This window comes from Halpernia frigidisoli (genome assembly GCF_900113805.1).
Lineage (GTDB): Bacteria > Bacteroidota > Bacteroidia > Flavobacteriales > Weeksellaceae > Halpernia > Halpernia frigidisoli.
Genome location: NZ_FOQT01000001.1, coordinates 933,195 through 957,062, shown reverse-complemented (window position 1 = coordinate 957,062; position 23,868 = coordinate 933,195). Strand labels below are relative to the sequence as shown.

Annotated in this window: 24 protein-coding genes; 12 read left to right on the top strand and 12 right to left on the bottom strand. The window is 34.0% G+C overall.

Translation table 11 applies throughout. The features are described 5' to 3' along the window. Positions 1-45 precede the first annotated feature (45 nt). Positions 46-579, bottom strand: coding sequence for a fasciclin domain-containing protein (locus BM238_RS04490; RefSeq protein WP_233741921.1), 534 nt, complete (start codon positions 577-579; stop codon positions 46-48). 422 nt (positions 580-1,001) lie between these two features. Beyond that, on the bottom strand, positions 1,002-2,159 hold the full coding sequence (locus BM238_RS04485; protein WP_090078962.1) for an MFS transporter: 1,158 nt from the start codon (positions 2,157-2,159) through the stop codon (positions 1,002-1,004). Positions 2,160-2,327: 168 nt separating this feature from the next. On the opposite strand from BM238_RS04485, the gene BM238_RS04480 reads away from it, so the two are divergent. Together BM238_RS04480 and BM238_RS04475 are read left to right on the top strand one after the other, a co-directional pair. Beyond that, positions 2,328-2,783 (top strand): DUF1569 domain-containing protein, encoded by a 456-nt coding sequence (locus tag BM238_RS04480; protein ID WP_090078961.1) that lies wholly within the window; start codon positions 2,328-2,330, stop codon positions 2,781-2,783. A 51-nt stretch (positions 2,784-2,834) separates the two neighbouring features. Next, positions 2,835-3,278: a VOC family protein gene (locus BM238_RS04475; protein WP_090078960.1), complete on the top strand. Its 444-nt coding sequence runs from the start codon at positions 2,835-2,837 to the stop codon at positions 3,276-3,278. Positions 3,279-3,478: 200 nt separating this feature from the next. Here BM238_RS04475 and BM238_RS04470 read toward each other — a convergent pair whose 3' ends face one another. After that, a complete protein-coding gene (locus tag BM238_RS04470) occupies positions 3,479-4,693 on the bottom strand; it encodes an acetyl-CoA C-acyltransferase (RefSeq protein ID WP_090078959.1) in 1,215 nt (404 codons plus the stop codon). A gap of 141 nt (positions 4,694-4,834) precedes the next feature. On the opposite strand from BM238_RS04470, the gene BM238_RS04465 reads away from it, so the two are divergent. The 4 genes from BM238_RS04465 to arsC are packed head-to-tail and all read left to right on the top strand — an operon-like array spanning position 4,835 to position 7,688. Continuing rightward, complete coding sequence (locus tag BM238_RS04465) at positions 4,835-5,866, top strand: glutaminyl-peptide cyclotransferase (protein WP_090078958.1); 1,032 nt, start codon at positions 4,835-4,837, stop codon at positions 5,864-5,866. Between the two features lie 57 nt (positions 5,867-5,923). Continuing rightward, positions 5,924-6,685: a hypothetical protein gene (locus tag BM238_RS04460; protein ID WP_143093352.1), complete on the top strand. Its 762-nt coding sequence runs from the start codon at positions 5,924-5,926 to the stop codon at positions 6,683-6,685. A 32-nt stretch (positions 6,686-6,717) separates the two neighbouring features. Continuing rightward, a complete protein-coding gene (locus BM238_RS04455) occupies positions 6,718-7,332 on the top strand; it encodes a deoxynucleoside kinase (protein ID WP_090078956.1) in 615 nt (204 codons plus the stop codon). Between the two features lie 5 nt (positions 7,333-7,337). Continuing rightward, positions 7,338-7,688 (top strand): arsenate reductase (glutaredoxin), encoded by a 351-nt coding sequence (gene arsC, locus BM238_RS04450; RefSeq protein WP_090078955.1) that lies wholly within the window; start codon positions 7,338-7,340, stop codon positions 7,686-7,688. A gap of 2 nt (positions 7,689-7,690) precedes the next feature. On the opposite strand, the gene BM238_RS04445 is transcribed toward arsC, so the two are convergent. The 4 genes from BM238_RS04445 to BM238_RS04430 are packed head-to-tail and all read right to left on the bottom strand — an operon-like array spanning position 7,691 to position 10,188. Beyond that, positions 7,691-8,584, bottom strand: coding sequence for a TIGR01777 family oxidoreductase (locus tag BM238_RS04445; RefSeq protein WP_090078954.1), 894 nt, complete (start codon positions 8,582-8,584; stop codon positions 7,691-7,693). A 10-nt stretch (positions 8,585-8,594) separates the two neighbouring features. Next, positions 8,595-8,900 carry a DUF493 domain-containing protein gene (locus tag BM238_RS04440; protein ID WP_090078953.1) on the bottom strand — a complete coding sequence of 102 codons (306 nt, stop codon included), beginning with the start codon at positions 8,898-8,900 and terminating at the stop codon, positions 8,595-8,597. A 45-nt stretch (positions 8,901-8,945) separates the two neighbouring features. Continuing rightward, the gene (locus BM238_RS04435; RefSeq protein ID WP_090078952.1) at positions 8,946-9,497 is read right to left on the bottom strand and encodes a ferritin; all 552 of its coding nucleotides are present in this window, start codon (positions 9,495-9,497) and stop codon (positions 8,946-8,948) included. Positions 9,498-9,501: 4 nt separating this feature from the next. After that, complete coding sequence (locus BM238_RS04430; RefSeq protein ID WP_090079120.1) at positions 9,502-10,188, bottom strand: DUF4197 family protein; 687 nt, start codon at positions 10,186-10,188, stop codon at positions 9,502-9,504. Between the two features lie 495 nt (positions 10,189-10,683). Here BM238_RS04430 and BM238_RS04425 point away from each other — a divergent pair, with 495 nt between their 5' ends. The 5 genes from BM238_RS04425 (at position 10,684) to bglX (ending at position 19,718) form a co-directional block, all read left to right on the top strand. After that, positions 10,684-13,506, top strand: coding sequence for a SusC/RagA family TonB-linked outer membrane protein (locus tag BM238_RS04425; protein WP_090078951.1), 2,823 nt, complete (start codon positions 10,684-10,686; stop codon positions 13,504-13,506). Between the two features lie 10 nt (positions 13,507-13,516). Then, entirely contained in the window at positions 13,517-14,935 is a 1,419-nt protein-coding gene (locus BM238_RS04420) for a RagB/SusD family nutrient uptake outer membrane protein (RefSeq protein WP_090078950.1), read from the top strand. 72 nt (positions 14,936-15,007) lie between these two features. After that, entirely contained in the window at positions 15,008-16,390 is a 1,383-nt protein-coding gene (locus BM238_RS04415; RefSeq protein ID WP_090078949.1) for a glucoamylase family protein, read from the top strand. A gap of 203 nt (positions 16,391-16,593) precedes the next feature. After that, entirely contained in the window at positions 16,594-17,295 is a 702-nt protein-coding gene (locus tag BM238_RS04410) for a carboxylesterase family protein (RefSeq protein WP_090078948.1), read from the top strand. A gap of 95 nt (positions 17,296-17,390) precedes the next feature. Beyond that, positions 17,391-19,718, top strand: coding sequence for a beta-glucosidase BglX (gene bglX, locus BM238_RS04405; protein WP_090078947.1), 2,328 nt, complete (start codon positions 17,391-17,393; stop codon positions 19,716-19,718). A 109-nt stretch (positions 19,719-19,827) separates the two neighbouring features. Here the strand turns inward: bglX and rplI are convergent, their stop codons facing one another. The 4 genes from rplI to BM238_RS04385 all read right to left on the bottom strand — a co-directional run bounded on the left by rplI (position 19,828) and on the right by BM238_RS04385 (position 21,821). Beyond that, the gene (rplI, locus tag BM238_RS04400; RefSeq protein ID WP_090078946.1) at positions 19,828-20,355 is read right to left on the bottom strand and encodes a 50S ribosomal protein L9; all 528 of its coding nucleotides are present in this window, start codon (positions 20,353-20,355) and stop codon (positions 19,828-19,830) included. 65 nt (positions 20,356-20,420) lie between these two features. Continuing rightward, positions 20,421-20,723 (bottom strand): 30S ribosomal protein S18, encoded by a 303-nt coding sequence (rpsR, locus tag BM238_RS04395; RefSeq protein ID WP_090078945.1) that lies wholly within the window; start codon positions 20,721-20,723, stop codon positions 20,421-20,423. A 26-nt stretch (positions 20,724-20,749) separates the two neighbouring features. Continuing rightward, positions 20,750-21,091 (bottom strand): 30S ribosomal protein S6, encoded by a 342-nt coding sequence (rpsF, locus tag BM238_RS04390; protein WP_090078944.1) that lies wholly within the window; start codon positions 21,089-21,091, stop codon positions 20,750-20,752. 247 nt (positions 21,092-21,338) lie between these two features. Next, the gene (locus tag BM238_RS04385) at positions 21,339-21,821 is read right to left on the bottom strand and encodes a GNAT family N-acetyltransferase (RefSeq protein WP_090079119.1); all 483 of its coding nucleotides are present in this window, start codon (positions 21,819-21,821) and stop codon (positions 21,339-21,341) included. A 133-nt stretch (positions 21,822-21,954) separates the two neighbouring features. Here BM238_RS04385 and BM238_RS04380 point away from each other — a divergent pair, with 133 nt between their 5' ends. Continuing rightward, on the top strand, positions 21,955-22,911 hold the full coding sequence (locus BM238_RS04380) for an NAD-dependent epimerase/dehydratase family protein (RefSeq protein ID WP_090078943.1): 957 nt from the start codon (positions 21,955-21,957) through the stop codon (positions 22,909-22,911). Between the two features lie 30 nt (positions 22,912-22,941). Here the strand turns inward: BM238_RS04380 and BM238_RS04375 are convergent, their stop codons facing one another. Then, complete coding sequence (locus BM238_RS04375) at positions 22,942-23,805, bottom strand: chitinase (protein WP_090078942.1); 864 nt, start codon at positions 23,803-23,805, stop codon at positions 22,942-22,944. Between the last annotated feature and the right edge of the window lie 63 nt (positions 23,806-23,868).

Sequence of the window (23,868 nt, the reverse complement as noted above, 5' to 3'; positions counted from 1 at the left end):
ATATCTTTTACACATTCACAAATTTAATAATAGAAATTCTACTAATTATTTTGGCATTAGTATGTGATCAACAACGTGAATTACGCCATTTGACTGATTTACATCTGCAATTGTTACCATTGCTTCACCGCCTTTTTCGTCAGTTAAATAAACTTTACCATCTTTTTCTGAAGCAGTTAATTTTCCACCGGCTACAGTAGATAAAGTTGCTTTACCATTGCCGTCTTTGATCATTTTCATTAAATCTTCTGCAGAAACTTTCCCTGCAACAACGTGATAAGTTAATACGCCTGTTAATGCTTTTTTGTTTTCAGGTTTTAATAAACCATCAACAGCTCCGTCAGGAAGCATTGCAAAAGCTTCGTTAGTTGGTGCAAAAACTGTGAAAGGTCCTGGACCAGATAATGTTTCTACCAAACCGGCTGCTTTTACAGCGGCTACCAAAGTCGTGTGATCTTTAGAATTTACTGCATTTTCGATGATATTTTTTGTAGGATACATTTCTGCACCACCAACCATTTTCGTGTCGCCAGACATTGTAGCATTTGCGCTGTCAGTCACCATTTCTGGTTGTGCCATAGCGGTGCTGTCCATACTGTTGCTAGATTCAACGGTTTCACTTTTTTTACAGCTTGTTGTGAACAATAAAGTTGCGAACAAAGCACCGACAAGTAGTTTCTGAATTTTCATAATAAAATTTTATTTAGTTAATAGCTTCTATATACGTAAACTATGTAATGTTAGATTTATAAAAATAGAAATAAAAATTTTAATTTTATTTAAATAAGAGATAAAGTGATTTATAGTAAAATTATTTAAAGAAGTATTCTTGCCACGAAAAGTGCGAAATTCCGCAATGAGAAACGCGGATTGAAAAACTGTAATTTGGATGAATTTATAAATTTTAAAAAAACCCTTTTGATAAGGACGTGATATTTGAAATTGAGATAATATGCACAAAATGAAATTTAAAAATTTTCAAATTGTTTTAAACTTTATCGTTAATTAATTTCGTTTTCATTAAAAGATTTAAAGTAAACAAAGCTCAAAAATAATCCGATGAAAGCCATTCCTGCGCCAACCAAGGAGGGATAATTATAACTTAAACCGTATACCAAAGGTAAGCCGCCCAAAAATGCACCCAAAGAATTAGCCACATTAAAACTTGCCTGCATGAAAGCAGCAGCCATCATTTCTGAATTTTTTGCAGCTTTTAACATTAAAATATTTACTGGTGCGCCAACTGACATAGAAAGTGCGCCGCAAATGAAAGTTAAGATCAGTGAAATAATTTTATATTCTGAAAACAGGAAAACTAAAATCAAAGCTAAAATCATTAACGAGAACAATAAAGCAATCGCTAAAACCGGTTTCATTTTATCTGCTAAAATTCCGCCCGCGTAATTTCCCACAACCATTCCGGCGCCCGCCAAAACCATAATATAAGAAATAGAATCTTTCTGAAAACCTGAAACATTCGTCATCAAAGGTGCGATATAACTGAACCACGTAAATAGTCCGCCAAAACCAATTGCCGTTATTGCCAAGATATTGATGGCTTTATTTGATTTAAAGAAAATCAACTCTTCTTTTAAAGTTGTTGTTCTTTGAGGTTCTAAATCAGGAAGCCAAAGTTTTAAAAAAAGTAGAGTTAAAATTCCCAATAAAGCAACAATTCCAAAGGCAAAACGCCAGTTCAGTTCGTGACCAATATAAGTAACCAACGGAACCATTGCTAAATTTGCGACCGTCAAACCACCAAACATTGCAGCAACTGCCTGTGCTTTTTTTCCTTCTTTAGCGAGTTTCACCGCGACCACAGTTCCAACGCCGAAGAAGGCGCCGTGAGGTAAACCTGAGAGAAAACGCATCACCATTAAAACATTATAACTGGAAGATAAAGCTGATAAACCATTGAAAACAGTGAAAATAACCATCAAAACCATCAGGATTTTCTTAGGTGGAAATTTCGCTGAATAGCCGATCAGCAAAGGGGCGCCAACGACAACGCCGAAAGCATAAGACGAAATTAAATGTCCCGCTTCCGGAATGCTTATTTTTAAAGAACTGGCAACATCCGGCAAAAGTCCCATAATTACGAATTCTGTAGTGCCAATTCCTAAACCGCCCAAAGCCAATGGAAATAAGTTTTTATTCATGTTCGTTTTTTGTAAGGTGCAAAATTAAGAGGATATTTTTTATAATTCAACCTCAAGAAGATTTCTTATTTAAAATTTAATTTTGATTGCAGAAATTAGAGTTAATTAAAATAATTGATTGTTTTCACTGGAAAAAAATTAATTTTGTTAAAACATAGAATTTATTAAATGCAGAACATTTTCGACCTCAAAGAAGCTCAAAATTACATTGACAGAATTCAAAAATTATCTGCAGAAACCCAGCGAAAGTGGGGAAGTATGACGGTTGACAAAATGCTGGCGCACTGCAATGTTTCTTATGTAATGGTTTACGAGCCACAAAAGCATAAAAAAGTAAGTGGGATCGCAAAATTTATTTTAAAGAATTTTGTAAAGTCTAAAATAATCAATGATGTTCCTTACAAACAAAATTTACCGACAAGTTTGGCTTTTAAAATTGCAGATTCCAGAGATTTTGACGCTGAAAAGTTACGTTTGATCGGTTTTATCCAGAAAACGCAACAACTTGGTGCCGAAGCATTTGACGGAAAAGAAAGTTCGTCTTTTGGAAAATTAAAATCTTCGGAATGGAATAATATGTTTGCAAAACATCTCAACCATCATTTGGAACAGTTCGGCGTTTAATAATGAATTAAAAAATATTTTAACTAAAAACTAAAAACTAAAAATAAAAATATGGCAACAATAAACCCTTATTTAATGTTTGACGGCAATTGCAAAGAAGCATTTGAATTCTACAAAAGTGTGTTTGACACAGCCTTTGCAGAATTTAGTTTATTTGGTGATATGCCACCGCAGGAAGGAATGGAGGAAATCTCTGAAGAGCAAAAAACTAAAGTGATGCATGCAAAACTGCAAATTTCTGAAGAAACGTTTCTTTATGGAAGCGATATAATGACGAAATCTGACAAAGAATTTTCACGCGGTGATGGTTTTCAACTTTCGCTGGATGCAAAATCACGTGACGAGGCGACAAATCTTTTTGATAAATTATCAGAAGGTGGAAACATAACAATGCCATTATCAGGCACATTTTGGGGCGCTTATTTTGGTATGTGGACCGACAAATTTGGTGTAGACTGGATGGTGAATTATGACGAACCTTCCAGAATATTGTAGTATTTTTTAGAAGCAAGAAGATTAATTTTCTGTTTCAAAATAAGTCCCGCTTTCCGCTATATCTTTTTCGGCGCTCGCTTCGCTCGCGCCAAAAAAGGATGCCGCTGCAATCGGGGCTAAAGTAGAAGTTTCGTTCTTTCAAAATAAAATTAAAAAATCCCAACATTATTGTGTTGGGATTTTTTAATTTTGATTAAATTTTAAATATTACAGTTTTCTAAAATCACCGCGTAACCTTGTCCGACGCCCACACACATGGTCGCTAAAGCGTATTTTTTTCCAGAATTTTTTAATTCCAGCGCAGCTGAATATGTTATCCTTGTGCCGCTCATTCCAAGTGGATGTCCAAGTGCAATTGCGCCGCCGTTTATATTGACACGCGGATCATTATTTTCTAAATTTAATTCCTTTAAAACCGCAATACTTTGCGCTGCGAAAGCCTCATTTAATTCGATAACATCAATTTGTTCTAATGTTAAACTGGTTCTTTTTAAAGCTAATTTGGTCGCCTCAACCGGACCAATTCCCATAATTCTTGGTTCAGCGCCCACAACTGCGGAACTTAATATTTTTGCTAAAGGTTTTAGATTATATTCTTTTACCGCATCTTCCGAAGCAATTAAAACTGCGGCTGCGCCATCATTTAAACCGGAAGAATTTCCGGCGGTGACGCTGCCGTTTTCTTTTTTAAAAGCCGGACGAAGTTTTCCTAAAATTTCTAAACTTGAATTTGGTTTTACAAATTCATCTACGTTAAAAATCAAATCATCCCCTTTTCTTTGCGCTATTTTTATATCTGAGATTTCTTCTTTTAATCTGCCTGAAATTTGAGATTTTGTAGCTTTCATTTGAGAATTTAAAGCAAATTCATCCTGTTCGTCACGGGAAATATTGAACATTTCTGCGAGATTTTCCGCAGTATTTCCCATCGCTTCAACACCAAAAAGATCTACCATTTTAGGATTTGTAAATCGCCAGCCAAAACTTGAATCATACATTTTTGCGTCGGTACCAAATGCGCTAGAACTTTTTGAAATAACGTAAGGCGCGCGTGACATTCCTTCTACGCCACCAGCAATAAAAAGATCACCTTCGTTAGATTTTATAGCTCTTGCAGCTTGAACAATTGCGCTCATTCCGGAAGCGCATAATCTATTCACCGTTTCTCCCGGCACAGAAAAAGGAATTCCTGCCAAAAGTAAAGCCATTCTTGCGACATTTCGATTGTCTTCTCCCGCCTGATTGGCGCAACCAATAATAACATCGTCAATTTTATTTAAGGGGATTTCTGGATTTTTATTGATTAAATTTTTTAAAACCTGCGCTAAAAGATCATCAGTCCGGATTTCGGCCAAAGTTCCTTTAAAATTACCAATCGCAGAGCGCGTTCCGTCAATTATATAAGCGTTTTTCATATTTTTTGTAAAAATGCAATTTAAGAAAATTAAAAGATATTACATTTTGCATTCGTCGTAAAATTTTTTACTTAAATCAGAAATTTTGAAAGGAAAAAGAATGACAAAATTTCGTAAATTTGAGGCAATTATTAAATAAAAATGAAAAAATATCTCGTTGGCGGAATGCTTTCACTCCTTTTATTAGCGGGCTGTAATAAAGATAAAGAAATCACCAATTCTTTAAATGATTACAGTAATTATATGACAACCAAAGGTTATAATTTTGGGGACAAATTGGATTTACCAAAAAATGTGACGGACAATGCTGAAAGTATCACTATCAGTTTTGGTGATAAAGAACTCAATAAACTGGTAATCGATCCTGCTTATTTTACTTTAGGTGAAAACGATGTCACTTATAATATTAAGAAAAAAAATGGTGAAGTTTTGCAACAAGACGCTACAATCAATGTTTTTGCCAAAAATGCGCCAAAAAGTTTAACTTATGAAATTGTAGCAGATTATCCGCACGATACAAAGAATTTCACTGAAGGTTTCTTTTTAGACGGAAATACTATTTACGAAAGTGTTGGTCTTGCCGGAAAGTCCAAACTGATGAAATATTCTTTAGGAAGCACAACTCCAGCTTTAGTAGTTGATCAACCCGCAGATATTTTTTCAGAAGGCATTTCTATAATGGGAGATAAACTTTATCAGCTAACTTACCAGACAAAAATTGGATTTATTTACGATAAAAATACTTTTAAACTTTTAAATCAATTTAAATCAAACGGTATGATTGCGGAAGGTTGGGGATTGACAACTGACGGAAAAAATCTTATAACAACAGATGGCACAAAAAATATCTATTTTCTCGATCCGGCAGATCCGTCAAAAATGATCCGATTTGTTGCTGTTGCAGACAATAATAAAGTTTATGATTCATTAAACGAAGTTGAATATCACAAAGGTTTTATTTATTCTAATGTTTGGCAAAAACCAATTATTTTAAAGATAAATCCAGCAACCGGTGAGATTGCGGGTATTTTTGATTTAACGAAAATTGTCAATGAAAATCTTGTGAAAGATGATAAAGACGCCGTTTTGAACGGAATTGCTTTTAAAGGAAATAATATGCTGATAACAGGTAAAAACTGGAGCAAAATTTATGAATTAAAAATCAGCGAGTAAAAAATGATAAATCTGGGAAAAATATTACAATATCAAAGTTTTAATTATTTAAAATTTTTGATAATTTTTTTCTCTTTTATTTCTTTTTTCACATCCGCTCAAAAGCAATATCCACTTGATTCTTTAAATTTAAGGGAGACAAATGCTCTTTTTGCAGATGATTACGGTGATTTTTACCTTTACAAAAATACAGATTTGAGTTTTGCGAAGTATGATTCTACTGATTTGCAGTTGTCCAAAATAATGTTCACCGTTCCTTTCAAAGTGCAATCTGTAGAAAATCCGCTCAATATTTTTGCTTTTTCCGAAAATGCACAGGAAATGCGTCTTTATGATGAAAATTTAGTGGAAATTCAGCGTATTAATTTGAGGCAGGATTTTGGCTCAATTGTGATGGCTTACGGCGCAGATCTGCAGTATTTTTGGCTTTTAGAAGACAGTACAAAACGGTTAATTAAATATAGATTTCGGGATAAAAATATTCAGAATTCTTATTTAATGAATTTTGGTTTTGAAGATATTAGATATATGATCGTTTATAGAAATCTTATTTACATTTTAAAGGAAAAAGAATTTGCGGTTTATGATCTTCAGAGCAATCTGATTTTTAAAAAAGAAATTGTCAATGGTAAAAAGTTGCATCGTGAAAATAATGATTTCTTTATTATTGAAGATAAAAAAATAGGCAAATACAATTCAGCAGGCATTTTTGCCGAAGTTTTCAAAAATCAAAATGCTAAAATTGTGGATAAAAACTCTAATAATTTTTTGGCGATCGTGAAAAACAAACTTTATATTTACAGAATTGAAAATAAGTAATTTTTCAGTTTTTTACTATTAAATAATTTAAGATGCACATTGCAGTTACGGGAAATATTGGCGCAGGAAAAACAACGTTAACAACAATGTTAGCAAAGCATTACAACTGGGAAGCGCAGTTTGAAGATGTTGATCATAATCCTTATCTTGAAGATTTTTACAAAGATATGTCGCAGTGGAGTTTTGCACTTCAGATCTATTTTCTGGGAAGCAGATTTCGCCAGGTGAAGGAAATAAGAGAAAGTGGAAAGAGCGTAATTCAGGATAGAACTATTTATGAAGATGCTTATATTTTTGCGGAGAATTTAAATGAAATGGATCTGCTGTCTGAGCGTGATTTTAAAAATTATAACTCGGTTTTTAACCTGATGAAGAGTTTTGTTTCGGCACCGGATTTGTTGATTTACTTAAGAGCAGAAATCCCAACTTTAGTGAAGCAGATCGCGAAAAGAGGAAGAGATTATGAGGCGGAAATGAGTATTGATTATTTACAGAAATTAAATAAAAAATACGATAAATGGATCAATAATTACAGCGAAGGAAAACTTCTTGTTATTGATGTTAATGACTTGGATTTTGTTTCTAATCCTGAAGATTTTGGCTTTATTTTGGAACGCATCGATGCGGAATTAAACGGTTTATTTTAAATATTATGATAAAGATTTTACATAACAATTCATGCTCAAAATCAAGGGCGATTTTGGAGTATTTGGACGAGAATAATGTAAAATTTGAGATCATCGATTTTATTGAAAATCCGCTTTCAAAACTTGAAATTAAAACGCTTTTAAAAAAGTTGAACTGTGCGCCTTCAGAAATTTTGAGAAGAAATGAACCTTCTTTCAAAACTCTCAATTTAGATTTAGAAACTATTTCAGAAGAAAAATTGATAGAGATTTTGTTTGAACATCCGATCTTAATGCAACGGCCGATTTTGATCAAAGATAAAGTCGCAATGATTGGAAGACCGCTTGAAAACGTCCGCTTTTTTATAGAGAAATAATTTTAAATTAAATCCTGAAAAGCTTCATTTAAAGTAGAATATTTAAAATTAAAACCCGTCTTTTTAATCTTTTCATTACTGGCTCTTGTTCCTGTAAGAATTATTTCAGACATTTCTCCCATCGCCAATTTCATTACAAATTCCGGAACATTGATTGGTAAGAAAAATTTTCCACTTTTTTCAGCTAAATCCTTCATAAAGTCTTTATTGGTAGGAACTTCTGATGCAACTGCGTTATATTTACCTGAAATCTCAGGATTTTCCACAGACTGGACGTACATATTTACAAGATCGTCGATGTGGATCCAGTTGAGCCACTGATTTCCATCTCCTATTGCCGAACCAATGTTGTAATTGACAATATTTTTTAACATCAGAAAACTGCCACCTTTATTTGATAAAACCATCGCCGTTCTCATCCAGACAATCTTATCAGCTATTGAAGCAAATTCATCAGCAGAGTTTTCCCAGGCAACGGAAAGATTTGAGAGGAAATCCTGATGTTTCACCTGATCATTTTCCGTTAAAATTTCATCCGAAGTGTAAGTTCCATAATAATTAATACCAGAAGCTGCGATGTAGGATTTTAATTTTAAATTTAATTTCACACATGTTTTAAATAATAGATGCGCCGTATCAATTCTGCTTGAATAAAGTTCTTTTTTATAACTTTCTGTCCATCTCTTTCCCACACTGGCACCCGCTAAATGGATAATCGAATCTATATCACTAAAAGCATTTTCATCGATCTTACCATTCTTTTCATCCCAAAGAAATTCATTTAGATCGCCTTTTTTTGTCCGGACCAGAAGATTAACTTCGTGATTTCTTTCGCGTAGTTTTTGAATTAAGGCTTTTCCTATTAAGCCTGTGCCGCCAGTTATCAGTATTTTCATTTTAAAAAAATTATAGCATCATTACGCCTTCTATTAAACCAACTTCTTTATAAATTTTGATGACCTGATCAGCATCCAAAACAAAAGCATTAATACTTATTGCAGTGTATTTTCCATTTTTGCTATCACGATTTGTCATTGTAAATTTAATGCCGTCAAAGACCCGGTAAATTTCTGTTAATTTTGCCTGATCATTTGTGACGATAAATTTATAAAGATAATCCTCCGGAAAATCGTGCGTTTGTTCTAATTTATCTTTCAGAGATGCGTAAAAAGCTTCCTGATCATTATTTTGATTTTGTCCTACAATATCCATTATTTTAGTTTTAAAAATTAAAAATTTCCCCGAAGGGAAATTAATTTATGGTTTTTCAGAAGTTGCCTCACGGGCTAAAGTTTCAGAATCGGACATTTTGCCTAAAGCTTCATCCAGCGAAAACAAAGATTCATCAGAAGCACGATCTCCACCAGCAATTTTAACTTTATCAATTAAATCTAAAGCTAATTTTTCCTCTTCAATCTGTTCTTTTACAAACCATTGCGCAAAATTCCAGGTTGCCCAGTCTTTTTCCTCAAATGATAGATCAACTAATTTATAAATAGCGGTCGTATTGTCAACTTCATGCTGAAAAACTTTATTAAAACATTCTGTGATATTAACTGGATCCTGTGGCGGAGCAGGAATTGCTTCAACAACTGGTCTTCCGCCACGTTGTAAAATATATTCCATTATTTTTATCATGTGATCTCTCTCCTCACCGGAATGTCTAAAAAGTAAATTTGCGATACCGCCATATCCCTGAGTATCTGCCCAAATTCCATATGAAAGGTATATTTGAGAGGCGTGTAATTCTTTTGTCATTTGGCTGATCAAAGCCGACTGCATTGCTGCAGATAGTCTGTTTGTATCCATTATATTATTTTGTGTTTTGATTAAGAGAATTTTTTATCATTGAGGTATTGTCAACCTCATCTTTCTGGATAATATTAAATAATCCATTTACCAACTGTTGTGTAGCGAAATTGCTTAAACCGTTTGTAGCAATGTTTTGCGTATTATTTTGTCCTAAAAGTGAGCCTAACAAATTACTTCCACTTAAGGCAGAATTTATAGTTTTGACAATGCCAAATTCATTCAATTTCTCATTAACTTTTGGAGTAAGAGCAGCAACTAATTGTGATTCTGTTTTTTCTCTTAAAATTTGTGTCGCTATACCTGAACCTCCCTGCGCAATTCTTACTGCATCTGCAGAGGTCAAATTATTAACAGCATTTGTTAAAATAGGGCGGGAAACACCAACCGTATAAACTGCAGCTTGTGCTATGTAATCTTTTTCTTTGGCAACCAGATTTTTTAAACCCAAACTTTCTAAAGTGGAGTTGATCTGACGTAGCTGACTTGGCATAGCTTGATCAATAAGGTTATTTTGTAAAAAACTGTTTTTGTCGCTAAAGATATTTAGTCCTTTATTAATACCTCCTAAAAGTACTTTTTTTAAGATTGCCAAACCAATGCCTGAAGTTGCAAGCGCAACGCAGGAAGTTGTAGTAGCGGTAACGGTGACTGCAGAAACTGCGGCTATAACGTAAAAGTTAGTTTTCATATTTCTTTTTCGATTTTTTGTCAAATATTAAGCCATCTATTTTAGAAAATATTTCAAATTTGTAAGCCAGCGTTAATTTTTGGTTAATATTATGATGTTTTTTAAATTTTTATTTTAAATATTAGAGATTGTATTTTCATTAATTTTACTTAAAATTAATTTTATCCAAATGGCATAAGATATTTATTTACAGTAAATTATATTTAAAATTTTGAAAATAAAAACCAGGTTTGCTTTTTATAATATATTTTAGAGCAAAATAGAACATTAACTGTAAATTTTAAAGATATAATTAAATAAAATATTTATAAACTTTCATTGATAATTCTAATGTATTACATAACAGTTATTTATGTCTTTATTACTTTTTAAGATTCGCTGCTTTATTTTTTAATTATTAAATTTTAACATTCAAATCCAAATTTTTTGTTAAAATTTATTTCACGTTTCATTATATTATCTAACTTTGAGATTATAACATTCAGGAAACTAAAAATGACAAAATTTATGAAAACTAATAGTTTAAAATTCCCCTGCCTTGTCGCTGCACTGTACTTTGGTATGAGTGTAAATGCACAGCAAACGCAGGGAGATAGTGCTTCTGCAGAGAAAAAAATTGAAGAAGTTGTATTAGTGGGGTATGGTACTCAAAAAAAGGACAATATCACAGGAAGTATCGGTGTAATATCCGCAAAAGATCTTGCCAATAAGCCAAACGCCAATCCGCTTAGCTCCATTCAAGGTAAAATTTCGGGTGTACAGATCATTAATTCAGGGAGTCCGGGAACTTCTCCCAGAGTTGATATTCGTGGAATTGGCTCCTTGACGGGGAAAACAGTTTTTATTGTTGATGGTAATATTACTGACGATATTTCTTTTTTAAATCCTCAGGATGTAGAATCTATGAGTGTTTTAAAAGATCCTTCGAGTTTGGCAATCTACGGGGCAAGAGCTTCCAACGGGGCAGTGATCATCAAAACTAAGACAGGTAAAGGAAAACCGGTATTTAATTTTAATAATTACTACGGTATTAAAACCGTAACAAATGTACCGAAGTTAGCAAACGGCGATCAATATGTTGAGCTTTACAACGAAAAACTTTTGAACGATACTGGTTCAACCAACGGTTCTATCACCAGAGCAAATTATCCTGCAAATACAGATTGGTTCAAAGAAATTTTCAGAACGAGTATGATAAGCTCGAATGATTTTTCCGGTGCAGGAAAGGTAAAAAATCTGACTTATTATGCAAGTGTTGGTAACCTTCAGGATGAAGGAAATTTAGCGGCGGAAAGAGGTGTTAATTCTGGAAGTGGCTATAACAGATTAAGCACAAAACTAAATTTAAGTTACAAAATAAACGATCATTTAACAATAGGTAATAACTTCACGTTTGTTAAATCAAAAATTGATGTTTCAAGGAACCCTTTGTTAAATGCCTATAATGCGCCACCGGTTTATGATCCGATCGATCCGGCAACAGGAAATTACCAGTTTATCACTTTAGTTTCTGTTGCGAATCCAAGAGCGCAACTTGATCTTTACAGATCACAGATCAGAGAAGAAAGACTTTTAAATAATGTTTTTGGAGAATATAAATTCCTTCAGGATTTTACCTTAAGAGTTAGTTATTCTACAGATAATAAAAACGCAAGTCAGTATGAATACGTTCCTGTTTCTACATATCTTCCTAATCCTAATTTGTCAAATTTAGTTACAAATAATAACAGAGACCGGAATTATATTTGGGACAACACATTAGCATGGAAAAAAAGCTTGGGTAAAAATAATATAGAGTTATTGGCTGGTTTTTCCAGAACCAGAAATTCTTTTACACCTTCCTATAGATATGCTAATAACGTAAATTATGACGGTTCTAATGGATCGTTAAATATTGGCGACGGAACAGAGATTCTTGAAACAACTTTCGACCTTGGTCGTGGCGTTGTTCCTACGCAGTACAGAATAGAATCTTACTTTGGTCGATTAAATTATGATTTCAACGGAAAATATTTGCTAAATGGATCTATCCGTCGTGATGGAAGTTCAAAATATCCTTCCAGTAACCGATTCAAATATTTCCCTGCGATCAGTGCAGGTTGGGTGATCTCTAAAGAAGAATTCATGAGCGGTCAAAATTTCTTTAACCTTTTAAAACTTAGAGGAAGTTACGGTAGATTAGGAAATCCAGATGTCGCTTTGGCGTATAATTTAAATGTGACGACGCTTAATTCCGGAGCTTATTATGGAAATACGGGTTCGCCTGCACAAACCATTGACCAGATCGTTGATAAAAATATTGATTGGGAGATCACAACAGGAAAGGATTTCGGTATTGAAATGGCGATGCTTAACAATGATCTAAAAATTGAAGCAACCTATTTTGATAAAGACAGTAAGAATGTAGTTTACGGTGTAGTACAAGGTACAGTTTCGGGAGCTGCTAACTACAATAATTATGTTACCAATGCCTATTCCTTTAATAACAAAGGTCTGGAAGCATCAGTAAATTATGATCATAACATTAATGAAAATATTAAATTTGGTGTTTATGCAAACTATACTGCACTTAAAAATAGAATCACGTCAGTATTTGGAGGCTCTTATCTGGAAACTGGCGCATCACTTTTTGGTAATTCTATCGTTAGATTACAAGAAGGTCAGGCGGTAGGTTCTTATTATGGTTATCAGGTGGCGGGCGTTTTTCAAAACTCTGGTGAAGTAACTTCTTCAGCTACTCAAAATGGAGCGACAGTTGGTGGCTTTAAATTTTCAGATATTGACGGAAATGGTATCATTGACGCAAGAGATAAAACGTTCTTGGGAAGTCCGGTACCAAAGGGAACTTATGGTTTTGGTCTTAATTTCAATGTGAAAAATGTAGATTTTGCTATTGATTTTCAGGGTGTTTTTGGTAATAAGATCTACAATTTTAATAGAGAACAGCGTTTTGGTAATGAAAACTGGGATGAAGATATCTACAACAATAGATGGACAGGTCCAGGCACATCAAACAGTTATTCATTAATTACTAATAACCAGGCTATAATTTTACCAAGTAGTTTTTATGTTGAAGACGGAAGCTACATCAGAATTAGAAATATACAGTTTGGATATACTTTACCTAAAGGATTTTCTGAAAAACCAAAAATAAATAAAGTAAGGATTTATTTAAGTGCTCAAAATCCTTGGACTTCATTTAAATACCATGGCTTTTCACCAGAGATTTTAAATGGGGACAGAGTTCAGTTAGGAATCGATAATAATATTTATCCGATTTCTGCGATCTATTCAATGGGAATGAATTTAACTTTTTAAATATATCATAATGAAAAAAATATTTTTTATAATATCAGCACTTTCGCTTACAGTTAGCTGTAAGGATGAATTTCTTGATATAAAACAGGAAGGTGTTACGGATGCCACCGCATTCTTTAAAACACAGGATGACGCTATTAAAGCAACGAGCGCAGTTTACAGTTCACTGAGAACATGGGAAAATTCAGCTTTTCCTACTCAATTTGTATTCGGGGTTCCTGCGGACGACGTTGAAAAGGGATCAAATCCTGGTGATGCCTCTTTTATCAATGTTTATGATAATTTTACTTATACGCAAAGTGATGGTGGAGTTGAAGGTTACTGGATTGGTCAGTTTCAGTTTATAAACCGAGCCAATCAGGTGATTACAAATGTTCCTGCGATTGAAATGGACGCTAATCTTAAAACCAGATTACTTGCTGAAGCAAAAATGCTACGCGCATATTTTTATTTTAATTTAGTTCGTATTTATGGCGGTGTTCCGATTTTTGATGGTTTACAGTCAAATTATAACATTCCAAGAAATTCTAAAGATGAAGTTTACAATTTCATTATTTCGAATTTAATTGCCGCAGCAGATGTTTTACCTACAACTTATCCCGCAAGTGATCAGGGTAGAGTGACAAAAGGTGCTGCATTAGGATTGCTTGCGAAAGTTTATATGTATAAAAAAGATTGGCAGAAAGCTTATGATACTTCAAATCAGGTGATAGCTTTGGGATATTCTTTAGATCCAAGTTATAATCATCTATTCAGAGTTCAAGGCGAATTTGGTTCAGAATCTGTTTTTGAAGTCAATTGTGGCTGTTCCTCACAATACGGTGGAAGTCAGTTTGCACAAGTACAGGGTGTAAGAAACCAATATGGTTGGGGATTTTTCACTCCAGCAGCTTCTTTAGAATCTGCTTACGAACCGGGTGACATTAGAAAAGAGCTTACACTTTTAAGAGAAGGAGAAACTACACCGGAAGGCGATGTTATCAAAAAACAAGATCCACAGGCTGGAAATGTTTGGAATCAAAAAGCGTACGTTCCGTCTAAAGATCAAGACGCAGCCTGCGATCAGGGTTCTGTACAGAATATCAGAATTATCAGATTTGCAGAGATTTTATTAATAAATGCTGAAGCTGCGAATGAGTTAGGAAACACAACAGTTGCAACTACACAACTTAATAAAGTAAGAACCAGAGCAGCTTTAGCAGGTACTACGGCGATTGGTCAACCTGCTTTAAGAACAGCGATCTGGAAAGAAAGAAGAGTTGAACTCGCGATGGAAGGTGACCGTTTTGTAGATTTGGTAAGAACAGGTCAGGCAACTACAGTTTTAGCACCATACGGTTACAAAGCCGGGAAAAATGAAGTTTTTCCGATACCTTTAAATTCTATAATCAGCAGTCAGAACTTACTGACACAAAATCCTGGTTACTAAAATAACAATAGAGACAATAGCCAAGGTTTATACTTTGGCTATTTTTTTATTTAAAATTTTAAAAATTTTTTAATGAAATTTCAAAACATTTCCTGCGTCCTGGTTTTAAGTTTATTGTCCTGTAAAACTGCAAATAACACTTTATCTAAATCTGATACATCTATTTCTAAAAATGTATATTCTTCAGAAACGGTATTGCTAAATAAAGTTCAACAGCAAACTCTAAAATATTTTTGGGATTTTGCAGAACCAAAATCTATGATGGGCAGAGAACGTTATCATGAAGATAATATTTATCCGGATAATGACAAAAATGTTGTCACAACCGGTGGTTCAGGTTTTGGTCTGATGACAATTCTCGTGGGTGTTGACCGTCATTTTATTCCAAGAGATGAAGCCGTGAAAAAATTAAATCAAATTGCAGATTTTTTGGCAAAAGCTGACCGTTACAAAGGCGCTTGGAGCCATTGGATAAATGGTGAAACCGGCAAAACTGTCCCTTTTGGTAAAAAAGATGACGGCGGTGATTTAGTAGAAACTGCATTTTTAGCACAAGGATTATTATGCATTCGTGAATATTTTAAAAATGGAAATGCTGAAGAAAAACTTTTAGCTCAAAAATGCGATGTACTTTGGAAAGGTATTCAATGGAACTGGTACACAAAAGGCGGTGAAAAAACACTTTACTGGCATTGGTCACCAAATTATAATTGGGAGATGAATTTCCCTCTTCAAGGTTACAACGAATGTTTGATCACTTATATTTTGGCCGCATCCTCGCCAACATATCCTATCGATGCGGAAACTTATTACAAAGGTTGGTCAAGAAATGGCGACATAAAAAGTACTAAAACAAAATATAATTTGCCTCTTTTTGTAAAAAACAACGGCGCGGAAGAATTTGGCGGACCACTTTTTTGGACGCAATATTCCTATCTCGGTTTAGATCCCCGAGGTTTGAGTGATAAAAATGTCAAAAATTATTTCACTTTAAATCAAAATCAAGTTTTGATCGATTACAAATACTGCATCGAAAATCCTAAAAATTACAAAGGTTACGGCAAAAATTATTGGGGATTAACAGCAAGTTACAGCAGAAATAGCGACGGTTCTACCGGTTACAATGCGCACATGCCTTCCAACGATTTGGGCGTAATTTCCCCGACCGCCGCTCTTAGCAGTTTTCCCTACACACCAAAAGAATCAATGGATTTTTTAAAATTTATTTACACTGAAAAACCGCAGTTTATTGGCGAAGCAGGTCCTTTTGACGCTACTTCCATTAACAATGATGATTGGTTTACGCCGCGTTATTTAGCCATTGATCAGGGAACAATTTCCCCAATGATCGAAAATTACAGAACAGGATTACTCTGGAAATTATTTATGAATGCGCCGGAGATCAGACAAGGTTTAAAAAAACTGGATTTTCATTCCACACAATATAATTTTTAGGTTTTTAAACAATTTTAAATATTTTTTTTGAAGCTATTTCCCGCTGTCCGCTATATCTTTTGCTCTTCGTTCCTCATCACAAAAGGATGCCGCTTCCATCGGGGCTATAAGTTTTGTTTCAAAAAATAAAAGTGTATTAAAATAGAATATTTAATTAATTTTCGTAATTTTTAAAAATCAAAAAATCTTTTAAAATCCCACTTATGAAATTAAGATCCATTTACATAATTCTGTTTTCAGTCATTATCACAACTTTTCACGCACAGGAAATCAAAGCCAGTTTTGATAAAGAAGTAAAAGTCAAGAAAAGTTTAAACTACATCATAGATTATCCTCAAAACGTAAAATCTGCAGTTCCTTTAATTGTTTTTTTGCATGGTTCCGGCGAGCGAGGTACAAACTTAGATATTGTTAAAAACCACAGTCCGTTCACTTACAAAAATTTAATAAAAGAACCCGTTGCGATCTTGGCACCGCAGTGTCCGGAAAATACCTGGTGGGATACGCAGGCAGTTTATTTTTTAATCAAAGAAATTCAGGATAAATATAAGATAGATGCTTCAAGAATTTATCTCACGGGTTTGTCCATGGGAGGTTGGGGAACTCTTAAATTAGCAGGTGAACATCCTGAAATGTTTGCGGCAGTTGCTTCAGTTTGTGCGCCAGTTGATCGCGTCATGGAAGCAACAATTAATAATTACAAAGATTTAAATATCAAAATCTTTCAGGGAGGAATGGACGATATCGTAAATCCTGAAAATGCATTTCGTTTTTGGCAGGTTTTACATCCCATAAATCCGAAGGCAGAACTTACTGTTTTTCCAAATGACAATCATAATTCCTGGGATTCTACTTATTCTGATCCCAAACTTTACGACTGGATGCTTTCTCAAAAGAAAAATTAAAGAAAACAATTTGACCTTTATAAAATATTCTCTGATTTTAGAAAGAGATACAGTTTTTATCTTTAAACAAATTAACATCACATAAAAAATAAAAAATGAAGAAGATTATAATAGCAGCGGCGTTAGCTTTAGCGCCTTTCTTTTCTGCGCAGGAAATGGTGACAAAACCTGTACAAAGTTATCAGGCAAAAGACTACAACACAAAGCGTAAAGTTTTCGTAGATGCGCTGATGGTAAAAATGACTTTAGACGAAAAAATTGGTCAATTAAATTTACCTTCTTCGGGAGATTTTACCACTGGAGCCGCGCAAAGTTCTGATATTGGTAAAAAAGTGGAGCAGGGCTTAGTTGGTGGTTTGTTCAATATAAAAGGAGTAGACAAGATTCGCGAAGTACAAAAAGTAGCAGTTGAAAAAAGTCGTCTTCATATTCCACTTTTTTTCGGAATGGATGTAATTCATGGCTACGAGACTACTTTTCCAATTCCGCTTGGTTTGGCTTCTTCCTGGGATATGAATTTAATTCAAAAATCTGCCAGAATTGCCGCAACAGAAGCCACTTCAGACGGAATTAACTGGTTTTATTCGCCTATGGTTGATATCGCGAGAGATCCAAGATGGGGTAGAGTTGCAGAAGGTGCGGGTGAAGATCCTTTTTTAGGAGGAGAGATCGCAAAGGCAATGGTTTACGGCTATCAGGGAAATGATCTTGCGAAAAATAATACAGGTTTGGCTTGTGTAAAACATTTTGCACTTTATGGCGCAGCAGAAGGCGGACGCGATTACAACACAGTTGATATGAGCCGTCTGAAAATGTATAATGATTATTTTCCACCCTATAAAGCCGCGGTTGATGCGGGCGTTGCTTCAGTAATGGCTTCTTTTAATACTGTTGATGAGATTCCTGCAACTGGAAATAAATGGCTTCAAACAGAAGTTTTAAGAAATCAGTGGAAATTTAAAGGGTTTGTTGTTACAGATTATACTGGAATTAACGAAATGATTGACCACGGAATGGGCGATTTAAAGCAGGTTTCTATGCTTGCATTAAACGCAGGAATTGATATGGATATGGTGGGTGAAGGTTTTTTAACAACCACAAAAAAATCTTTGGCTGAAGGAAAAGTGTCTCAAAAAGATATTGACAGCGCAGCGAGAAGAATTCTGGAAGCAAAATATGATCTTGGTTTATTTAATGATCCTTATAAATACAATGATTCTGCTAGAGCAAAAACAGAAGTTTTTAGTCAGGCAAATCAGAATTCGGCGAGAGAAATTTCCTCTGCGTCAATGGTTTTGTTAAAAAACAGTAATCAAACTTTACCTTTAAAAAAATCAGGAACTGTTGCTGTGATCGGACCTTTAGCAGACAATGCAGAAAATATGCCTGGAACCTGGTCAGTTGGCGCCGTTCATAAAAATTCAATTTCTTTGCTGAAAGGTTTACAGGAAACTACGGGTAAAGATGTTAAATTTCTTTATGCCAAAGGAAGCAATGTTTTTTATGATGCTGCAACAGAAGAAAGAGCTGCAATGTTTGGGAAAAACACCAACCGCGACAGCCGCTCAAAAGAAGCATTATTAAAAGAAGCGTCAGACATCGCAAAAAAGTCAGATGTAATTGTTTTGGCAATTGGGGAAAGTGCAGAAATGAGTGGTGAATCCAGCTCACGAACTGACATTTCAATTCCTGATGCACAAAAAGATCTTTTAGCAGAACTGAAAAAAACTGGAAAGCCGATAGTTTTGGTTTTATTTAATGGCAGACCTTTAACTTTAAATGACGAAAATAAACAGGCAGATGCAATTCTTGATGTTTGGTTTCCGGGAAGTGAAGCCGGACTTGCAATTTCTGATGTATTATTTGGAAAAGTAAATCCTTCCGGTAAATTGCCGATGAGTTTCCCAAGAAGTGTGGGTCAAATCCCGATTTATTACAATCATTTTAATACAGGTAGACCGTTAAGCGTTGAAAAAACAGAGAAATGCGAGTTTGAAAAATTTAGATCAAATTATTTTGATGAGTGTAATTCACCACTTTTTCCTTTTGGATTTGGTTTGAGTTACACCAACTTTAACTATTCTGATATTTCAGTTTCAGATATTAAACCAAAAGGTAATAAAGCAATTCAGGCGAGTGTCACTTTAACTAATTCCGGTAAATTTGATGGTTCAGAAGTTGTTCAGCTTTACATCCGCGATATGATTGGAAGTATTGTGAGACCTGTTCAGGAACTAAAAGGTTTTCAAAAAGTAGCTTTAAAAGCAGGTGAAAGTAAAAAAATCACATTTGACATTTCACCCGAAGATTTGAAATTTTATAATTCAGATTTAAAATTTGATTGGGAATCTGGTGATTTTGATATTATGATCGGAACAAGTTCTCATGATGTAAAACATTCAAAAATAAGCTGGAGCAAATAATCCATATTAATTTCAAAAGATCACTTTTATAAAGTGGTCTTTTTTTCATTAAATAAAAAAAAGTCCCGGCAAAATTTGTCGGGACTTTTAAGTTTATAAGAATTGAATCTTATGATTGCTCAGAAGTTGTTTCGTCAGAAACTTCTACTTTTTTAGCAACTGGCGCTTTTTGTAGCGCAACTACTGGCGGAGCATCAGAAATTACTTCAAAATCGTAATCGTACTCAACCTCTCTGTGTAATCTTACTTTTGCAGTATATTTACCAGTTCTTTTGATCGTACTTCCCGGGATTTTAATGTATTTTTTATCAATAGAAACACCTTTTTTAGATAGCTCATCAGAAAGATTTCCGTTGTTGATAGAACCAAATAATTTATCACCAGAACCTACTTTAGTTTCGATAACCATTGTTGTTTTCTTCAATTGCTCAACTATTTTGTTAGCGTCTGCAACTAATTTTGCTTCTTCTTCTTTTCTGCTTTCCAGAGTTTCTGCAAGAGTCGCTCTGTTTTTAGGCGTTGCTAAAAGTGCATAGCCTTGTGGTAAAAGAAAATTTCTCGCGTAGCCAGGTTTTACATCGATAGTATCGAATTCTAAACCTAAATTTTCTACGTCTTTTTTTAAGATAATTTGCATTGTTGTCCTTTTTTTAAATTAAAAGTTAGGTGTAAAATTACAACCAACAAGTATTTTGTTAAATATTATTTAAGTAAATCTGCCACATAAGGCATTAAAGCCAAATGTCTCGCTCTTTTGATTGCAGAAGAAACTTTTCTTTGGTATTTTAAAGAAGTTCCTGTGTAGCGTCTTGGTAAGATTTTACCTTGCTCATTTACAAACTGTAAAAGGAAATCTGGATCTTTGTAATCTACATATTTAATACCGAATTTTTCAAATCTGGAATATTTTTTTCCTGATTTTGTATTGATATCAATTGGGGTAAGAAATCTAATTTCGCTTTCTCCACCTGCTGCGGCTTGTTGAGCCATATCATCTATTGCCATGTCTTTTTGTTTTTAAGGATTAATAATTAAGCTTTCGCAGATTTTCTTTTTGCTCTTCTGGTCACAGCCCATTCGATAGCATGTTTATCTAATTTCGTTGTCAAATAACGGATAACTCTTTCGTCACGTTTAAAAGCCAATTCTAGATCTGCAACTACAGTTCCTTCGCCTTTAAATTCGATCAAAGTGTAAAATCCATTCTTTTTCAATTGAATTGGATATGCTAATTTCTTAAGTCCCCATTTTTCTTTGGCAACGATTTCGCATTTGTTTGAAGTCAATAGATCTTCAAATTTTTGTACTGCTTCCTCCACCTGTGCGTCAGATAGAACGGGAGTTAAAATGAAAACAGTTTCGTAATTGTTCATAATTGTAAATTAGTTGTTAATAATTTCAAGGTGCAAAAATAAGAAATAATATTTAATTACAATTAACTTTCTTTGATTTAATCTGTTATAAAAGTGTATTTTAATTGTGTAATTAATTTGGGCAGCAATTTCCGCCCTCCGTTCCCGCTTTTTAAGTTCCACTTCGTTCCACATAAAAAGAGCTCCACTCAGGTCGGGCTGCGGGTTATTCCTTTTTAAGAAAAAATTTTCAAATTAATTGAGCATTCTATTTCACTAAATCTGCTATCGTTTCCTTATCTAATCTGTAAACCGTCCATTCTTTCATTCCTTTCGCACCAAGTGATTCATAAAAATTAATTGCAGGTTCATTCCAGTTTAAAACCGACCATTCCATTCTGCCACAGTTCTTTTCCTTAGCGATTTTTGCTAAATGCAGAAGCAGTTTTTTACCGTAACCTTTGCCACGATGATTTTCTTCCACATAAAGATCTTCTAAATAAAGACCTGGTTTTCCTAAAAATGTTGAAAAATTAAAGAAGTACAAAGCAAAACCAACAGGTTTAGAATTTTCTTCTGCAATCACAACTTCAGCAAAATTATTCTTAAAAATATTTTCCTTTAATTGTTCTGCAGTTGTAATGACGTCATTTTCCATTTTCTCATAAATGGCTAATTTTTTAATTAAGTTAAAAATCAGTTCTGCATCATTTTCAGTCGCTTTTCTTATAATAAATTCTGGTTGGTTCATTTGCTTTAAATTTTTTAATATTTCAAAATTAAGAATTTGCAATTATATAAAGAATTACTTTTAACTTAAATATAACAGTCACAATTTTTTTGAAACTTAAATTTTATTAAATTTGCGATGCATAAAATAATATATGACCACAGAAAAAATTCTTATCACAGGCGCTTTAGGACAAATCGGAACAGAACTAACAAACCGTTTGGTTGAAATACACGGCGCGGAAAATGTGATTGCTTCAGGCTTAGACAGGTGGCAAAAAGGTTTAACTTCTGCTGGTTATTATGAAAGAATGGACGTTTCTAACACGCAATTGGTTCGCCAGGTTATCAAAGATTATGAGATAACAACAGTTTATCATTTAGCATCTTTATTGTCCGGAACTTCAGAAAAACAGCCACTTTTTGCCTGGAAATTAAATGTTGAACCTCTGCTTAATTTCTGTGAAATGGCAAAAGAAGGTTTAATTTCAAAAATATTTTGGCCAAGTTCTATTGCTGTTTTTGGAACAGGAATTCCCAAAGAAAATGTGGGTCAGGATGTGGTTTTAAATCCAACAACGGTTTATGGAATTTCTAAAATGTCGGGTGAAAAATGGTGCGAATATTATTTTGATAAATACGGAGTTGATGTACGAAGCATCAGATATCCTGGTTTAATTTCCTGGAAAACACCTGCCGGTGGCGGAACTACAGATTACGCTGTTGAGATTTTCTACGAGGCTTTAGAAGAGAAAAAATATAAAAGTTACATCACGGAAAACACGGCTATGCCGATGCTTTATATGGATGACGCTATCGATGCTACTCTAAAATTAATGGCGGCGCCGAAAGAAAATCTTACTATTCACAGCTCGTATAATTTAGGCGGAATGTCATTTACACCAAAAGAATTAGCCGCAGAAATTAAAAAAGAAATCCCGGAATTTGAAATTTCTTACGATGCAGATTTTCGTCAAAAAATTGCAGATTCCTGGCCAGCTTCGATTGATGACTCAATTGCTAAAAAAGATTGGGATTTAAATTACACTTTTGGCATTTCTGAAATGACCCAGGATATGATAAAAAATTTAAAGATAAAACTCGGAAAGTAATTTTAAAAATATTTTTTTAGTTCAATAAAATTATTGTCCGAAAGGTTTTTGAGTAGCACAGGAAATATTGTCACCTGGCGAAACTTTAAAGTAATCACAAAAATACCGATAATAGTCATATCGGTATTTTGTTTTTTCGAGATCTTTACCATTTCCACACTCAATTCCACCATTTATAACATTTACGGTTGAGCCGAAACCAGCTAAACGACCATTTAAAATATCATTATCGCTTGGCGTCCATTTTCCGGTCATTATCTCGTGACATGAAGGCTTTGGAAACTGCGGCGTCATCCAAAACCAAATTGCCGAGGCAAAGGAAAGAACTGGATCTTCAGATAATAAATCCGGATTTTTTAATAAAATATCTTTTGAGCCAAACCAAGCTTCACTGAATTGTCCATAATTATAATTCCAGCTTAATTGTTTTGGTCCGCGCCCAAAATATTTTTTACCATCTACCGGTGGATAATTTAATTTAGAAAAATCGGCATAATCATTTTGTAAACCCGTTTGCTGCTCATCCACAAAATATAAACCCCACTTAAAATAGCCACCCGGAGCTTCTGGCCAGCCACCGCTTGTTTCTTGTGCAATATTTGCTAAAAAAGCGGCAAGCTCACGTTTTTTAATTTCATCATTGTCGGAAAGAAATTCAGGAAAATATTTTGAGGCTTTAACAAAAGATTTAAAGGAATAAAAATCTTTACTATTTTTTAAATCCGAACGGTTTGGGAAAAGTTCATTCCAATTTTTCTCATTTAAAAGGGAAGTTAATCCGGTTTTTGATGAGTCAATTTTTCTTTCTGATAAAGGTTTTTCAGATAATTTTAAAATCTGCGAAGAATATTTTGGAAATAAAAAAAAGTAAAGCAAAAGTGATAGGTATTTCATTGACAAAACTTTAGTTTACATTAAATAATAAGCACAAATCTATAAATTATCGTTCATTATTTT

Excerpts from the sequence above, each read along its gene's own strand:
- BM238_RS04490 (WP_233741921.1), bottom strand. The coding sequence starts at position 579 with ATGGCACAACCAGAAATGGTGACTGACAGCGCAAATGCTACAATGTCT.
- BM238_RS04485 (WP_090078962.1), bottom strand. The coding sequence starts at position 2,159 with ATGAATAAAAACTTATTTCCATTGGCTTTGGGCGGTTTAGGAATTGGC.
- BM238_RS04480 (WP_090078961.1), top strand. The coding sequence starts at position 2,328 with ATGCAGAACATTTTCGACCTCAAAGAAGCTCAAAATTACATTGACAGA.
- BM238_RS04475 (WP_090078960.1), top strand. The coding sequence starts at position 2,835 with ATGGCAACAATAAACCCTTATTTAATGTTTGACGGCAATTGCAAAGAA.
- BM238_RS04470 (WP_090078959.1), bottom strand. The coding sequence starts at position 4,693 with ATGAAAAACGCTTATATAATTGACGGAACGCGCTCTGCGATTGGTAAT.
- BM238_RS04465 (WP_090078958.1), top strand. The coding sequence starts at position 4,835 with ATGAAAAAATATCTCGTTGGCGGAATGCTTTCACTCCTTTTATTAGCG.
- BM238_RS04455 (WP_090078956.1), top strand. The coding sequence starts at position 6,718 with ATGCACATTGCAGTTACGGGAAATATTGGCGCAGGAAAAACAACGTTA.
- arsC (WP_090078955.1), top strand. The coding sequence starts at position 7,338 with ATGATAAAGATTTTACATAACAATTCATGCTCAAAATCAAGGGCGATT.
- BM238_RS04445 (WP_090078954.1), bottom strand. The coding sequence starts at position 8,584 with ATGAAAATACTGATAACTGGCGGCACAGGCTTAATAGGAAAAGCCTTA.
- BM238_RS04440 (WP_090078953.1), bottom strand. The coding sequence starts at position 8,900 with ATGGATATTGTAGGACAAAATCAAAATAATGATCAGGAAGCTTTTTAC.
- BM238_RS04435 (WP_090078952.1), bottom strand. The coding sequence starts at position 9,497 with ATGGATACAAACAGACTATCTGCAGCAATGCAGTCGGCTTTGATCAGC.
- BM238_RS04430 (WP_090079120.1), bottom strand. The coding sequence starts at position 10,188 with ATGAAAACTAACTTTTACGTTATAGCCGCAGTTTCTGCAGTCACCGTT.
- BM238_RS04425 (WP_090078951.1), top strand. The coding sequence starts at position 10,684 with ATGACAAAATTTATGAAAACTAATAGTTTAAAATTCCCCTGCCTTGTC.
- BM238_RS04420 (WP_090078950.1), top strand. The coding sequence starts at position 13,517 with ATGAAAAAAATATTTTTTATAATATCAGCACTTTCGCTTACAGTTAGC.
- BM238_RS04415 (WP_090078949.1), top strand. The coding sequence starts at position 15,008 with ATGAAATTTCAAAACATTTCCTGCGTCCTGGTTTTAAGTTTATTGTCC.
- BM238_RS04410 (WP_090078948.1), top strand. The coding sequence starts at position 16,594 with ATGAAATTAAGATCCATTTACATAATTCTGTTTTCAGTCATTATCACA.
- bglX (WP_090078947.1), top strand. The coding sequence starts at position 17,391 with ATGAAGAAGATTATAATAGCAGCGGCGTTAGCTTTAGCGCCTTTCTTT.
- rplI (WP_090078946.1), bottom strand. The coding sequence starts at position 20,355 with ATGCAAATTATCTTAAAAAAAGACGTAGAAAATTTAGGTTTAGAATTC.
- rpsR (WP_090078945.1), bottom strand. The coding sequence starts at position 20,723 with ATGGCAATAGATGATATGGCTCAACAAGCCGCAGCAGGTGGAGAAAGC.
- rpsF (WP_090078944.1), bottom strand. The coding sequence starts at position 21,091 with ATGAACAATTACGAAACTGTTTTCATTTTAACTCCCGTTCTATCTGAC.
- BM238_RS04385 (WP_090079119.1), bottom strand. The coding sequence starts at position 21,821 with ATGAACCAACCAGAATTTATTATAAGAAAAGCGACTGAAAATGATGCA.
- BM238_RS04380 (WP_090078943.1), top strand. The coding sequence starts at position 21,955 with ATGACCACAGAAAAAATTCTTATCACAGGCGCTTTAGGACAAATCGGA.
- BM238_RS04375 (WP_090078942.1), bottom strand. The coding sequence starts at position 23,805 with ATGAAATACCTATCACTTTTGCTTTACTTTTTTTTATTTCCAAAATAT.